This is a genomic window from Cerasibacillus quisquiliarum, from assembly GCF_014202495.1.
Lineage (GTDB): Bacteria > Bacillota > Bacilli > Bacillales > Amphibacillaceae > Cerasibacillus > Cerasibacillus quisquiliarum.
The window spans coordinates 112,421-125,624 of record NZ_JACHHA010000003.1 but is presented as its reverse complement, the minus strand read 5'-3'; the positions used below and the strand labels follow the sequence as shown (position 1 = coordinate 125,624).

At 35.4% G+C, this 13,204-nt stretch carries 17 protein-coding genes; all 17 read right to left on the bottom strand.

Going from position 1 to position 13,204, the window contains the following annotated elements; translation table 11 throughout:
- Window positions 1-27: 27 nt before the first annotated feature.
- Window positions 28-924: a DNA-processing protein DprA gene (gene dprA / locus HNQ35_RS05160; protein WP_246118036.1), complete on the bottom strand. Its 897-nt coding sequence runs from the start codon at window positions 922-924 to the stop codon at window positions 28-30.
- A gap of 69 nt (window positions 925-993) precedes the next feature.
- Window positions 994-1,896 (bottom strand): succinate--CoA ligase subunit alpha, encoded by a 903-nt coding sequence (sucD, locus tag HNQ35_RS05155; RefSeq protein ID WP_146935661.1) that lies wholly within the window; start codon window positions 1,894-1,896, stop codon window positions 994-996.
- A 41-nt stretch (window positions 1,897-1,937) separates the two neighbouring features.
- Window positions 1,938-3,098, bottom strand: coding sequence for an ADP-forming succinate--CoA ligase subunit beta (sucC, locus tag HNQ35_RS05150; protein ID WP_146935659.1), 1,161 nt, complete (start codon window positions 3,096-3,098; stop codon window positions 1,938-1,940).
- Window positions 3,099-3,189: 91 nt separating this feature from the next.
- A complete protein-coding gene (locus HNQ35_RS05145) occupies window positions 3,190-3,483 on the bottom strand; it encodes an EscU/YscU/HrcU family type III secretion system export apparatus switch protein (protein WP_146935657.1) in 294 nt (97 codons plus the stop codon).
- Window positions 3,480-5,183: a TP0910 N-terminal domain-containing protein gene (locus tag HNQ35_RS05140; RefSeq protein ID WP_146935655.1), complete on the bottom strand. Its 1,704-nt coding sequence runs from the start codon at window positions 5,181-5,183 to the stop codon at window positions 3,480-3,482. The genes HNQ35_RS05145 and HNQ35_RS05140 overlap by 4 nt, the downstream gene beginning before the upstream one ends.
- A 21-nt stretch (window positions 5,184-5,204) precedes the next feature.
- Window positions 5,205-5,981, bottom strand: coding sequence for a ribonuclease HII (gene rnhB, locus HNQ35_RS05135; RefSeq protein ID WP_146935653.1), 777 nt, complete (start codon window positions 5,979-5,981; stop codon window positions 5,205-5,207).
- An 81-nt stretch (window positions 5,982-6,062) separates the two neighbouring features.
- Window positions 6,063-6,911 carry a ribosome biogenesis GTPase YlqF gene (gene ylqF, locus HNQ35_RS05130; protein ID WP_146935651.1) on the bottom strand — a complete coding sequence of 283 codons (849 nt, stop codon included), beginning with the start codon at window positions 6,909-6,911 and terminating at the stop codon, window positions 6,063-6,065.
- 8 nt (window positions 6,912-6,919) lie between these two features.
- The gene (gene lepB / locus HNQ35_RS05125) at window positions 6,920-7,480 is read right to left on the bottom strand and encodes a signal peptidase I (protein ID WP_146935649.1); all 561 of its coding nucleotides are present in this window, start codon (window positions 7,478-7,480) and stop codon (window positions 6,920-6,922) included.
- Window positions 7,481-7,658: 178 nt separating this feature from the next.
- Window positions 7,659-8,006, bottom strand: a complete 348-nt coding sequence (gene rplS / locus HNQ35_RS05120; protein ID WP_146935647.1) for a 50S ribosomal protein L19 — start codon at window positions 8,004-8,006, stop codon at window positions 7,659-7,661.
- 125 nt (window positions 8,007-8,131) lie between these two features.
- Window positions 8,132-8,869 (bottom strand): tRNA (guanosine(37)-N1)-methyltransferase TrmD, encoded by a 738-nt coding sequence (gene trmD / locus HNQ35_RS05115; RefSeq protein ID WP_146935645.1) that lies wholly within the window; start codon window positions 8,867-8,869, stop codon window positions 8,132-8,134.
- Window positions 8,869-9,384 carry a ribosome maturation factor RimM gene (gene rimM, locus HNQ35_RS05110; RefSeq protein WP_146935643.1) on the bottom strand — a complete coding sequence of 172 codons (516 nt, stop codon included), beginning with the start codon at window positions 9,382-9,384 and terminating at the stop codon, window positions 8,869-8,871. The genes trmD and rimM overlap by 1 nt, the downstream gene beginning before the upstream one ends.
- An 11-nt stretch (window positions 9,385-9,395) precedes the next feature.
- A complete protein-coding gene (locus HNQ35_RS05105; RefSeq protein ID WP_146935641.1) occupies window positions 9,396-9,785 on the bottom strand; it encodes a YlqD family protein in 390 nt (129 codons plus the stop codon).
- A gap of 63 nt (window positions 9,786-9,848) precedes the next feature.
- Window positions 9,849-10,076, bottom strand: coding sequence for a KH domain-containing protein (locus HNQ35_RS05100; RefSeq protein ID WP_146935639.1), 228 nt, complete (start codon window positions 10,074-10,076; stop codon window positions 9,849-9,851).
- Window positions 10,077-10,088: 12 nt separating this feature from the next.
- A complete protein-coding gene (gene rpsP, locus HNQ35_RS05095) occupies window positions 10,089-10,361 on the bottom strand; it encodes a 30S ribosomal protein S16 (RefSeq protein ID WP_146935637.1) in 273 nt (90 codons plus the stop codon).
- 78 nt (window positions 10,362-10,439) lie between these two features.
- Window positions 10,440-11,783, bottom strand: a complete 1,344-nt coding sequence (gene ffh / locus HNQ35_RS05090) for a signal recognition particle protein (RefSeq protein WP_146935635.1) — start codon at window positions 11,781-11,783, stop codon at window positions 10,440-10,442.
- Window positions 11,784-11,794: 11 nt separating this feature from the next.
- On the bottom strand, window positions 11,795-12,121 hold the full coding sequence (locus tag HNQ35_RS05085; protein WP_146935633.1) for a putative DNA-binding protein: 327 nt from the start codon (window positions 12,119-12,121) through the stop codon (window positions 11,795-11,797).
- A gap of 75 nt (window positions 12,122-12,196) precedes the next feature.
- Window positions 12,197-13,204 carry a signal recognition particle-docking protein FtsY gene (ftsY, locus tag HNQ35_RS05080; RefSeq protein ID WP_146935631.1) on the bottom strand — a complete coding sequence of 336 codons (1,008 nt, stop codon included), beginning with the start codon at window positions 13,202-13,204 and terminating at the stop codon, window positions 12,197-12,199.

Sequence of the window (13,204 nt, the reverse complement as noted above, 5' to 3'; positions counted from 1 at the left end):
GTCCATATCCATTTTGCATGAATACCGTCACGGTTGCAACCATTTCTTTCCATATTCCTCCCAATCCATCTCAATATCTAACGAATTTTTTACAAGTTTAGCACCTTCTTGAATTAATTTATGACAGCCTAATGTTTCAGCTAAATAAGGAGAACCTGGAACCGCATAAACTTCTCTTCCTTGATCCAAAGCTTGATCAACGGTAATTAATGTGCCACTTTTTTCTGTTGCTTCGATAACTAACGTTGCATAGCTTAAGCCACTTATAATACGATTTCTTTCTGGAAATTGATAAGGCTTTGGTTTTGTATCCGGTAAATATTCTGTCATAACTAATCCTTGCTTCGCAATAGAGTTATAAAGTGGGCGATTTCGTATTGGATAAATATGATTTAAACCACTACCTAGTACGGCTATTGTCATTCCATTTTCTTCTAGTGCAGCTTGATGTGCCATACTATCTATGCCAATTGCCATCCCACTAACAATAACCCAATCATTTAATATTAGAGGTTTTACGATATGTTCTATCTTTTGACCTGCTTCCTTTGAAGGGTGTCTCGTACCGATAACACTTATTATTTGATGATACCTTAAAAGATGTAAATTACCTATAGCAAATAAAACAAGCGGTGAGTCAGGGATTTTTCTCAATTGGATTGGATAATGTTGATCAAAAATTGTTATGATGTGGAATTTTTTTTCATCTATTAAAATTCTTCTCATTATTTGACGCTGGTGCAGTTTAATATATAATCTTTCTGCCTTTTCTAATGGAATTGACAATGCTTGATGTATTTCTCGAGGAGTTAAGAAATAGATGTGAGACATCGTAGGATCATATTGAAGAATACGCCTAATCATTTTTCTTGATATGCCACAATAATATAAATACAACAGACGATACCGTCTTTTTTTATACAATCATCCATCACATCCTTTATAAAAAGACAAGGAATCTGTACTAGCGCAGATTCCTTTGTCAATCCGTTATTAATGTGTTTTACATTTCTCAGCTAGTCCTTTTTCTTTTAGAACCTTAATCATCGTTTCTCCAATGACAGCTGGTGTTTCAGCTACTGTGATTCCACATTCATTCATAACACGAATTTTCTCTTGAGCTGTTCCTTGTCCACCTGAAATTATCGCACCAGCATGACCCATACGTTTTCCTGGAGGAGCTGTTACCCCACCAATAAATCCGACGACAGGCTTTGTCATATTCTCTTTCACCCAACGAGCTGCTTCTTCTTCAGCAGTCCCACCAATTTCTCCAATCATGATAACAGCCTCTGTCTCTGGGTCATTGTTAAACGCTTCAAGTACATCAATAAAATTCGTACCATTAACAGGGTCTCCACCGATACCAACAGCTGATGTTTGACCATAACCAGCCTGTGTTAATTGGTGAACAGCTTCATACGTTAATGTACCTGAACGGGATACAACACCAATATGTCCTTTCTTATGAATATAACCTGGCATAATACCTACTTTACACTCATCTGCCGAAATGACACCTGGACAGTTTGGCCCTATTAGACGTGTCTTTTTACCTTCCATATATCGTTTAACTTTAACCATATCTAAAATTGGAATATGTTCTGTAATACAAATGACTAGATCAAGCTCAGCATCAACCGCTTCAATGATCGCATCTGCAGCAAAAGGAGCTGGTACATAAATAACTGAAACATCCGCGCCAGTTTTTTCTACAGCTTCTTGTACGGTATCAAATACAGGAACTCCTTCAACTTCTGTTCCACCTTTTTTAGGTGTGACACCACCAACAATCTTTGTTCCGTATTCTAGCATTTGCTTCGTGTGAAATCTTGCTGTACTTCCAGTAATTCCTTGAACAATGACTTTGGAATCTTTATTTACGAATACACTCATGGATTAACCGTCCTTTCCTGAATACATAAAATTTACCGAATTTAATTTAACATGGATACGATTTTTTCTGCACCATCTGCCATCGAATCTGCAGACGTAATGTTTAAACCTGATTCATTTAAGATTTTCTTACCTAATTCAACATTTGTTCCCTCTAAGCGAACAACTAATGGAATCTCTAATCCTACTTCTTTTGTTGCTTGTACAACACCTTCAGCAATGATGTCACATTTCATAATACCACCAAAAATGTTGACAAAGATTCCTTTTACATTCGGATCAGATAAGATTATTTTGAATGCCTCAGTCACTTTATCTGCTGTAGCACCACCGCCAACATCTAAGAAGTTTGCAGGTTCTCCACCATAATGTTTTATAATATCCATTGTCGCCATTGCCAGGCCAGCACCATTAACCATACAGCCAATATTACCGTCTAATGCAATGTAACTTAAATCGTATTTAGAAGCTTCGATTTCTTTCTCATCTTCCTCAGCTAAATCACGTAATTCAAGAACATCTTTTTGACGGAATAATGCGTTATCATCGAAGTTCATTTTAGCATCAAGAGCTAACACGTCACCTTCACCAGTTACGACGAGAGGATTAATTTCAGCAATTGAACAATCTTTATCAACATAAGCATTATAAAGTCCCATCATAAATTTAACTGCCTTTGAAATCGATTCTTCAGGTATATTAATATTGAATGCTAGTCTTCTAGCCTGATAAGGCATTAAACCAACAACAGGATCTATAACTTCCTTAAAAATCTTTTCAGGTGTTTCGGCCGCGACTTCTTCGATCTCCATACCACCTTCTTCAGATGCCATTAATACGACACGAGACGTAGCACGGTCTAAAACGATACCAACATAATATTCCTTCTTTATGTCGCATCCTTCCTCGATATACAACCGTTTTACCTCTCTACCTTCAGGTCCTGTTTGTGGTGTCACCAATACTTTACCAAGTATTTCTTCTGCATATGTACGCACTTCATCAATGCTTTTGGCTACCTTTACACCACCTGCTTTTCCACGGCCACCTGCGTGGATTTGTGCTTTGACAACGGTTACAGAACTATCAAGTTTTTTTGCAGCTTCTACTGCTTCATCGACAGTATACGCAACGTAACCATTTGGAACTACTACGCCATAGTTTCGTAAGATTTCTTTCGCTTGATACTCATGAATGTTCATCTTATAGCCTCCAATCTAATTCACTGCACCTCTATTGTAGTAAATAATTGTGGAATAAACAAGAATATGAGCTAAAAAGCGACATTTTTCTTTAAAAATCATCATTCAATGTTTTTTTACGTTTAACTTTATCATCTATTTGATAAATAAAAGCGAAGACTTCCGCAACCACTTCATATAGAGTCGGTGGAATTGTTTCGTTAATATTTATTTCAGAAAGTAACTCCACGAGTGAAGCATCTTCAATAATAGGAACATTATTTTCCTTTGCTTTTTTGATGATGTTATCTGCTACGACACCTTTTCCTTTAGCTGAAACAATTGGTGCAGATTCTTGTTCTTTTTTATACGAAAGTGCTGCTGCTTGCTTTCTTTTTTGATTCATATTCGATAATCCACCTCTGTCATTTTTTTCGGGAGGACATTTTCTTGTTTAAATTGATGATGATTTACTTTTTGATTTAAAGACTTATAGGCGATATGAGATAGTTGATAATCAAGTTTTTTCAGTGCTTTTTTTAATAAGACTTCAAAAGACGAAGCAATATGAGAAATTTTTTTATGATTATAAATCGTTAATGTAATGGTTCGCTGTTGGATAAACATATCGATAACGGTCGTATGTAATGATGGTAAATTAAGATAAAATAATATCCGGCAAAACTCTTCATCAAGCTTTCCATCTGCTTTTTTATTTCCAGTTATATCAAGCTTCAATGAGCCAATTAAACCAAGCTTTTCAGCTGGTACCTGTAATAAAATGTTAACGATTTGATTCGTTTCATGCAATGATAATATTTGGGTGCCATGAATCATATTTAGTAGATTTTGATAAAGTTCTTTGTTTCCGATTCCACTTTCGATAATTTTTAATAGAAGACCTTTTACAGTTTGATGCTTCATTTGACCAGACGTCACGAATTGATGCTCATACGTTAACCCTAAATGATGAATAACCTGGTTCATATGATTCATAAAACGTTTTTGTTGAGAAAGTGCTAAAAACATGTCATCATTCGGGTAAAGCTGTGTCATTTTCTTTAACCGATTATATAGACCATCATTAGATAACATCTGTCGTATCGTTTGAACATCTTGTTCACTATGAGAATGATGAGTTAAATTCATCCATAATGATTGAATCGTCTTGCTCATATGTTTTGGAAAGTAATATGACGCTGATTCATTTATCTGGACAATGTTTTGCATGGTTTGTTGTATTTCTTCCTTATGTTGAACAATGAAATCTATTTTTTTAAAAATCGCTTCTTCATTCAATCTGAAAGGTATGTTCGATAATGCTTGCTGTTTAGAAAAGAAACGCAACCATTCATATTGCCACTTCTGAAAAGAAGTGTCCTTATTTATGACACCTAGTACTTTTAAAAGGAGAAACATTTGTTTATTATTTGTATTTGTATCTACTCTTATTTCCTCAACCAATTTTTCCATTCGGGTTTTCGTAACTGGATACTCAACAATGCCTTTTAGCATTTTTATTAATTCTCTTTCTTTTCGTACAAGAGCATGCTCAGGTTGGTTAATAATTAATTTTATCATATCATTCATGTCCCTGGTAGCATGCGTTTTTAATGCTTGAAAAATGGTTGGTTTAATCGGTAGTTGTCTAATAATCATCTGTTTTAAGATATTCATTGTAAGACGTTTATTTGCTGATTGACTTAACAAATAATGAGCTTTAATGAGCATTTGCTTTTGTATCGGAATGTTTGAGTTAAATAAGAAACTTGCTAAACGTACCATTTCTTTCGTTGGTGTGATTCCTAACTGACGCAAGAAATCTTGTACAGACTTTCCCGTTATTTGTGACGTATCTGTAAGATGGAATACTTTTAAATGAAAAGGATAAGTTGCTTGTTCAACTTGGAAAAAATATGGCTTTCCACTTACTAATGGGGCTTCAAGTCGAGCCATAATGGAATGTGACCCAATTTGGATTTTAGCCATTTGGTTTGGAAATAGTTGGATAATTCTCCCGCGTATAATATCTCCTTTGTTAAATTGTATCGTATGTTCTCTTATTTGCTGCAGATGAGTCACTTGATTAATTTTATGTATGCTCAACCTATTGTCTCTCCTTTTAAACTATTCGGATTTCAGATACTTTTTTACTGGAGAAAATGATTTTCTGTGATAGGGTGAAATTCCATACTTTTCGAGTGCATTTAAATGTTGCTTTGTTCCATAGCCCATGTTTGAGGCGAATTCATACATTGGGTATTCTTGATGAATCTTTCTCATCCATTGATCTCTTGTCACTTTAGCTAGTATACTAGCCGCAGCAATTGAAATGCTTCGTTCATCACCTTTATTAATAGATTGGTGTGGTATCGGTAAATTGGATAATGTAACAGCATCAATTAGAACATAATCAGCTGCTGGCTTCAATGAGAATAGAGCTTGCTTCATAGCCTGTTTAGTGGCCTGTAATATGTTTAAAGTATCAATTTGCTCATGCCCCACTATACCAATACCATAAGATACCGCATTTTGTTTAATATAGGTCGCATATTCTAATCGTTTTGCTTCTGACAACTGTTTTGAGTCGTTGAGACCGAGTAACTCAAATGTCGGTGGCAATATTACAGCAGCTGCTACAACTGGTCCAGCCAGAGGACCACGCCCTACCTCATCCACTCCAGCAATCATATGATAACCCTCTTGTCGACATCTTCTCTCGTATTGTGTCATAGCCGCAAAGCGTTCTTTTAAGTCTTTTTCTTTTTTCTGTTGTTTACGAAATGACTGTAAAAGTTTTTGAACACCTTTACGTTTATCATTCTGTAATGAATTTATAACAGTTGGATCAACCTGTTGTTCATATATTAATGACTTTATTTGTGCTATTGTTAGCTTTTTCATTGATTTGTTTCTCCTCTTTCTTATATCGGTTTACAGTGACGTTTCTTGAAATAAAAAAGACATCCATCCGAAGATAAATGCCTACTCTTTTACTTGTTCGAATGTTATTTTACCAATTCGACCAGTTCTTAAATCGTTTAATACAATTTCTGCAACCCGATCAAAATTAATATGTCCACCACTTTCTAAAGCACCTTGTTTTTTACCTATTTTTTGAAATACTTCCCACATATCATCCATGTTTGGCTCGATTCCATAGCGTTGTTTAATCAATGCAGGATAATGATTTTGTAAATATGTAATCACAAAAGCAGCAATATCTTGCAATGATAAAAGATTGTCTTTAATAGTACCAATCGCAGCTAAGCGATAGCCAACTATTTGTTCTTCAAATTTCGGCCATAGAATGCCCGGCGTATCTAATAGTTCAAAGTCATTTTTTACTTTAATCCATGTTTGGTGTTTTGTTATACCTGGACGATCACCTGTCTTGGCAATCTTTTTATTCGCAAGACGATTAATTAATGTTGATTTTCCAACATTCGGAATACCGATAATCATAGCACGAGCTGGTCTTGTTTGTATCCCGCGTTGCTGCATTATATTTATTTTTTGTTGTCCTAGTAATTTTGCTTGTTCGATGACTTTTTGTATATCTGGTTTATGGTTGACATTAATAGCTACTGCTGGTATATGTTTATGCGTAAAGTACCGTAGCCATTTTTCCGTTTGATAATCATCTGCCAAATCCTTTTTCATGAGGATGATCATTTTAGGCTTATTTTGTAATATATCATGTAATAATGGATTTTGTGATGAATGTGGTGCGCGTGCATCAACTAATTCCATCACAAAGTCGACTAATTTTAATTTTTCTTGTACTTCCCTTTTCGCTTTAGCCATATGGCCTGGAAACCATTGTATCGTCATATTTATTCCTACTTTCCTACAATTTGTATACGATCCATTGGCCAGTATATAAGACTCGTTTTCCCGACAATTTGATCCATGGATATAAGTCCAATTGAGCGGCTATCTACAGAGTTACTTCTATTATCACCGAGAACAAGGACATGATTTTCTGGAATAGCAGCATAGCCACCAGGTAAATTTTCCAATTGGAAATCCTCTGTTAAAATTTGATATGGTTTCATATTCTCCTTTAATTCTGATAAAAACGGTTCTTCAACAGGTTCATGATCTATGTATAAAATATTATCTTTGACAGCGACATGTTCACCGGGTAACCCTATCACACGCTTAATGAAATCCTTTTTATCAGATGCATGGAAGACGACGATATCAAAACGTTCAGGTTTTTTTATCCGATAAACAAATTTATTTACAATCATTTGATCACGATCATGTAATGTTGGTAGCATCGACGGGCCATCAACAATAATTGGAATGAAAAAAAAGGTGCGGATGACAAAAGCAACCGCTACAGCTATTAATAAAGCCTTTATCCAGTCAAACCAGTCACTCTTTTGTTTTTTCATGAATTTACCTCCGACTATTACACTCCCTACAATCATATTGTAGTCTACTCAGACGATTGATTTCAACTATTTATTGCCATTTTTTAAGCTTTCAAGTATAAAAAAAGAGCTAGCAATGGTGCTAAGCTCTTTTTTGTACCATGTTTTCATAGTCTGCTCGTCATTAAAGCGACGCCAATTATGAAAGACGTTCTCTAATACGTGCGGCTTTACCACGTAAATTACGTAAGTAGTAAAGTTTAGCACGGCGAACAGTTCCACGACGTACAACTTCAATTTTGTCAATGCGTGGTGAATGTAATGGGAATGTACGTTCAACACCTACACCGTAAGAAATCTTTCTTACTGTAAATGTCTCACTAATTCCGCCGTTTTGACGCTTAATTACAACGCCTTCAAAAACTTGAATACGTTCGCGACTTCCTTCAACGACTTTAACATGCACTCTAACTGTATCTCCAGCACGGAAATCAGGATGATCTGTACGAAGTTGTTCTTTCGTAATCTCTTCAATTAATTGTTGCATCCTGCTTCACTCCTTCCAAACCAAATGTTCATCATTCACTAAGGAACAGCGGAACATCGTTTTTCAACTTGAGTATAGAACTCAAGCACACAGATTAATATATCACATCATACTACTGAATTCAACTACATTTTATTATTTTTTAATTCCTTCAAAAACTGTTTCTCTCTCTCTGTTAGTTGAACTTGCGTTAATAACTCTGGTCTTCTCTCGTATGTACGTTTAAGGGACTGTTCTCGCCGCCAAGTTGCTATTTTCTCATGATGTCCTGATAGCAATACACCAGGCACTTTCATACCACGAAAGTTGGCGGGACGAGTATAATGAGGATGTTCTAATAAACCTGTCGTAAAAGAGTCTTCTGTTATTGATTGTGTATTTCCTAAAACACCAGGTAGAAGTCGAATGACACTATCAATTACAACCATCGCCCCTAGCTCTCCACCTGTTAAGACATAATCACCAATAGAAATTTCATCTGTTACAAGATGTTCTCTAATCCGTTCATCATACCCCTCATAGTGGCCACATATAAATAATAAGTGTTCTTCCTTAGCAAGTTCTTCCGCTTTTTTTTGTGTATATGGCTCCCCTTGAGGACACATAAGGATAATACGCGGTTTAGTATTCTTATCTACGGTATTAGCCTGTACAGCATCAAAAATAGGTTGCGGTGTGAGCACCATACCAGCTCCACCACCATATGGATAATCATCCACTTTTTGGTGTTTATCTTCTGTATATTCACGGAAATCAATAAGGTTATACGTAAACTTTTTCTTTTCTAATGCTTTTTGTAAAATAGAAGATTGAAATACACCTGTAAACATATTCGGAAATAATGTTAATATATCAATATGCATTAATCTAACAATCCTTCCATCGGATCAATTTCAATTTTCTTCTTGTTTATATCCACCGTCTTAACGACATCATCAATATACGGAATAAGTATTTCCTTTTGATTTATCCCTTTAACGACCCATACGTCGTTAGCCCCTGTAGCAAATATATCAATTACGACTCCAATTTTCTCATCTAATAAAGTAAACACTTCACAGCCAATAATATCGTGATAATAATAAGCTCCTTCTTCTAGTTCTTCCATCTGATCTGCAGTAATTTTTAATAAGCCCTCTTTAAACGGTTCAACTTCACTCATGTGATTGTACCCAGAAAACTTTAATAAATGATAATTTTTATGAAGACGTTGCTGCTCAATTATTACTTCTTGTACAGGGCCTTGTTTAGGAAATAAATATAATTGTGTACCAGGGGCAAAACGCTCACTATAATCAGAAAGCTTTAAAACTTTCAGTTCTCCTTTTATGCCATGTGTATTCACAATTTCACCGACTACAAAGAATTGCTTATCCATTTTTTCACCTACTACTTATCAATTCGAATAACAATATCGTCTTGTAAAACAATCGCTTGCTCTTTCATAAACTCTTTCCAATGCGTTCCTTCTTTAACCTCAACAAGAGCTTCAACTTCATCTTCTATCATTTCACTACCTATTGCAATCATTTTTAATTGTTCTAGTTTAAAATCAATTAATGCCATCTCTTCTTTACGCTTAGATATTTCTTGTTGAAATCGTTCTTTAATTTCTCCTTTAGATAAGAACGCTTTATTTTCAAGTTTTCTTTGTTCGAATAACAACTGTTGGCACTCTTGTTCAAGTCGCATTTTCTGATGATAAAATCGCTCTTTTAATTTATTTTTACTCTTTTCAGTAACGATTTGTTTCACTTGGACTTTTTTAATAATCTTCACTTAACAAAGCCCCTTTCAAACAAAATACGATATTAAAAAGAGAAAGGGAATCTTCCCTCTCCCTTACATAATATCAAGATAAATGCGTTTGTTTGTATTGGTTTTATTCGCATAGACAAGCGTACGAATTGCTTTAGCTATCCGACCGTTTTTTCCAATAACTTTCCCTACATCCTTTTCATTGACTGTTAGATGATAAACGATTTTCCGATCTTCTTCCGATTTCGTCACAGAAATATGTTCTGGATAATCAACTAAAGGCGTCACAATCGTTTCAATCAGGGCTTTCATGATATCACACTCTTATTTTTGATTTTTTTGCTCGTGGAATTTTTTCATGATGCCTTGCTTAGAGAAAAGGTTACGAACTGTGTCACTCGGTTGCGCACCATTCATAAGCCATTTTAAAGCTTTCTCTTCGTCAATTTGCACTTCAACTGGGTCGCTAACAGGATTGTACGTTCCAATCTGTTCAATGGAGCGACCATCACGTGGTGAACGTGAATCAGCTACAACGATTCGATAAAATGGGTTACGTTTTGCACCCATACGTTTCATACGAATTTTAACTGCCATGAATCGACACCTCCTTCATTTAGTTTTCACAGTTTTAAATTGTATCAGAAATATCTGAGGCTGTAAAGTGTTTTTACATTACATAAAAGGAAATTTAAATCCTTTGCCTTTTTTACCTTTTTGCATGTTTGTCATTTGTTTCATCATCTTCTTCATATCATTAAATTGTTTGAGTAGACGATTCACTTGTGGAACCGTCGTTCCAGATCCTTTGGCAATTCGTTTTTTACGACTAGAATTCATAATTTCTGGATTTTGACGTTCTTCTTTCGTCATCGAATAAACAATCGCTTCGATATGATCAAGCTGTTTCTCATCAATTTGCACATTTTTAAGACCTTTCACTTTATTCATACCAGGTATCATTGATATTAAATCTTCTAATGGTCCCATTTTTTTCACTTGGGCCATTTGCTCTAAAAAGTCATCAAATGTAAAGGACATCGTTCGCATTTTTTCTTCAAGCTCTCGTGCCTGTTTCTCATCTACCGTTGTTTGAGCCTTTTCAATTAATGTTAGTACATCACCCATACCTAAAATACGAGAAGCCATACGATCTGGGTGGAATGGTTCTAATTGATCTAACTTCTCACCCATACCTGCAAATTTGATCGGTTTGCCAGTGACTGCTTTAATAGAGAGAGCTGCACCACCACGTGTATCTCCATCTAATTTCGTAAGAACAACGCCTGTAATATCTAGTGTTTCATCAAAGCTTTTTGCTACATTAACTGCATCTTGACCCGTCATAGCATCAACGACAAGAAGGATTTCGTCAGGATTAACTTCGTCTTTAATATCGATAAGTTCATTCATTAAATTTTCATCAACATGTAAGCGTCCTGCCGTATCAATAATGACGTAGTCACGATGTTGTTCTTTCGCTTTCTCTATCGCTTTCACAGCTATATCAACTGGATTTGCATCTGTACCCATTGAAAAAACAGGCATATCGAGCTGTTTTCCTAATGTTTGTAATTGAGTGATAGCAGCAGGACGATAAACGTCACACGCAACAAGCATCGGATTTCGATTATGTTTTTTTCTTAATAAATTTGCTAACTTACCTGAAGTCGTCGTCTTACCGGCACCTTGTAAACCAACCATCATAATAACAGTAGGGGAGCGATCTGCGACAGCGATTTTACTTTGTTCGCCACCCATTAATTCTGTTAATTCTTCCTTAACAACTTTAATAACTTGTTGTCCAGGAGTTAGACTTTCCATAACTTCTTGACCTACAGCACGTTTTTTAATGCGATTAATTAAATCTTTAACAACTTTAAAGTTAACATCTGCTTCTAATAATGCAAGCCGAACTTCTCGTGTCATTTCTTTAACATCTTGTTCAGATACTTTCCCTTTACCTGTTATTTTTTTTATCGTATCTTGTAATCGTTCGGCCAATCCTTCAAACGCCATAACATAACCCCCTAGTCTAAAGCTTTTATTTGTTTCAATAGTTCGTATGCACTAGTCATTTCTTTTTCACGTAGTAAAGTATCAAGTTGTTGTAACAAACGATTTCTCTTTTGAAATTTTTCATATAGTTGAAGTTTTTGTTCGTAAGTCTCCAACATCTTCTCTGTACGTTTAATATTATCGTATATCGCTTGCCGAGAAACTCCATGTATGTCGGATATTTCACCGAGCGAATAATCTTCTAGATAATACATTTGTAAGTATGTTTGTTGTTTCTTAGTTAAAAGCGGATGATAAAAATCAAACAGAAAATTAATGCGTGTTGTCCGTTCTAACATATCATTCATCCCTTGTTAAGTGAAAATCCTTTACATAATAATAGCTATTATAAAGATGTATTGTCAAGTATTCTTTTATTCGTTATCTTTATCTTCGTCTTCTTCTACCATATCTGCGAACAATCCGAATACAAACGCATGTGGGTCAAACACTTGTAAATCTTCCATTTGCTCTCCAAGTCCAACATATTTTACAGGTATATTGAGTTCATTACGAATCGCTAAGACAATACCACCTTTTGCTGTTCCATCTAATTTCGTTAAAATAATACCTGTCACATCAGTTGCCTCACTAAATGTTTTAGCTTGACTTAGAGCATTTTGTCCAGTTGTCGCATCTAGTACTAAAAGAACTTCATGAGGTGCACCTGGAACTTCACGTTCAATAACACGCTTAACTTTTGCTAACTCGTTCATTAGATTTACTTTATTCTGTAAGCGTCCAGCTGTATCACAAATTAATACATCAGCATGACGTGATTTTGCTGCTTGAATACCATCATAAATAACTGCAGCAGGGTCACTACCTTCTCTCTGTTTTATAACTTCAACATCTGCTCGTTTACCCCATTCTTCTAATTGTTCAATCGCACCTGCCCTAAACGTATCTCCTGCAGCTAAAACAACATGCTTACCTTCTTGTTTTAACCGATGGGCTAATTTTCCAATCGATGTCGTTTTCCCTACTCCATTAACTCCAACAACTAAAATGACAGATAAACCTTCTGTTGATAGATGAAGTTGTTCTATATGGTCTTCTTCATCTCCATAATAAATATCTACGAGCTTCTCCGATATCACCGCTTTTACTTCCTCAGTCTCTTTAATATTTCTTCGCTTTACTTCCATCTTCAATTCGTCAACAAAATCCATAACAGTCATAACACCGACATCAGCTGTAATTAGGACTTCTTCCAACTCTTCAAAGAAATCTTCATCGACTTTTCGATAACGGGCAATCAGGTCATTAATACGACCGGAAAACGTTTGCCTTGTTTTTTCCATTCCTTTTTTATATTTTTTCGATACCTTTTCGGTTTCTTTTCCAGTAAATTTCGCTTTTAATTTCTTAAAAAAACTCAT

What these genes read in the sequence shown, in the direction of transcription:
- sucD (WP_146935661.1), bottom strand. Translation starts at nt 1,896, where the DNA reads ATGAGTGTATTCGTAAATAAAGATTCCAAAGTCATTGTTCAAGGAATT.
- ftsY (WP_146935631.1), bottom strand. Translation starts at nt 13,204, where the DNA reads ATGAGTTTTTTTAAGAAATTAAAAGCGAAATTTACTGGAAAAGAAACC.
- rpsP (WP_146935637.1), bottom strand. Translation starts at nt 10,361, where the DNA reads ATGGCAGTTAAAATTCGTATGAAACGTATGGGTGCAAAACGTAACCCA.
- HNQ35_RS05145 (WP_146935657.1), bottom strand. Translation starts at nt 3,483, where the DNA reads ATGAATCAAAAAAGAAAGCAAGCAGCAGCACTTTCGTATAAAAAAGAA.
- ffh (WP_146935635.1), bottom strand. Translation starts at nt 11,783, where the DNA reads ATGGCGTTTGAAGGATTGGCCGAACGATTACAAGATACGATAAAAAAA.
- rnhB (WP_146935653.1), bottom strand. Translation starts at nt 5,981, where the DNA reads ATGAAAAAGCTAACAATAGCACAAATAAAGTCATTAATATATGAACAA.
- sucC (WP_146935659.1), bottom strand. Translation starts at nt 3,098, where the DNA reads ATGAACATTCATGAGTATCAAGCGAAAGAAATCTTACGAAACTATGGC.
- ylqF (WP_146935651.1), bottom strand. Translation starts at nt 6,911, where the DNA reads ATGACGATACAATGGTTTCCAGGCCATATGGCTAAAGCGAAAAGGGAA.
- lepB (WP_146935649.1), bottom strand. Translation starts at nt 7,480, where the DNA reads ATGAAAAAACAAAAGAGTGACTGGTTTGACTGGATAAAGGCTTTATTA.
- trmD (WP_146935645.1), bottom strand. Translation starts at nt 8,869, where the DNA reads ATGCATATTGATATATTAACATTATTTCCGAATATGTTTACAGGTGTA.
- HNQ35_RS05085 (WP_146935633.1), bottom strand. Translation starts at nt 12,121, where the DNA reads ATGTTAGAACGGACAACACGCATTAATTTTCTGTTTGATTTTTATCAT.
- rimM (WP_146935643.1), bottom strand. Translation starts at nt 9,384, where the DNA reads ATGGATAAGCAATTCTTTGTAGTCGGTGAAATTGTGAATACACATGGC.
- rplS (WP_146935647.1), bottom strand. Translation starts at nt 8,006, where the DNA reads ATGCAACAATTAATTGAAGAGATTACGAAAGAACAACTTCGTACAGAT.
- HNQ35_RS05100 (WP_146935639.1), bottom strand. Translation starts at nt 10,076, where the DNA reads ATGAAAGCCCTGATTGAAACGATTGTGACGCCTTTAGTTGATTATCCA.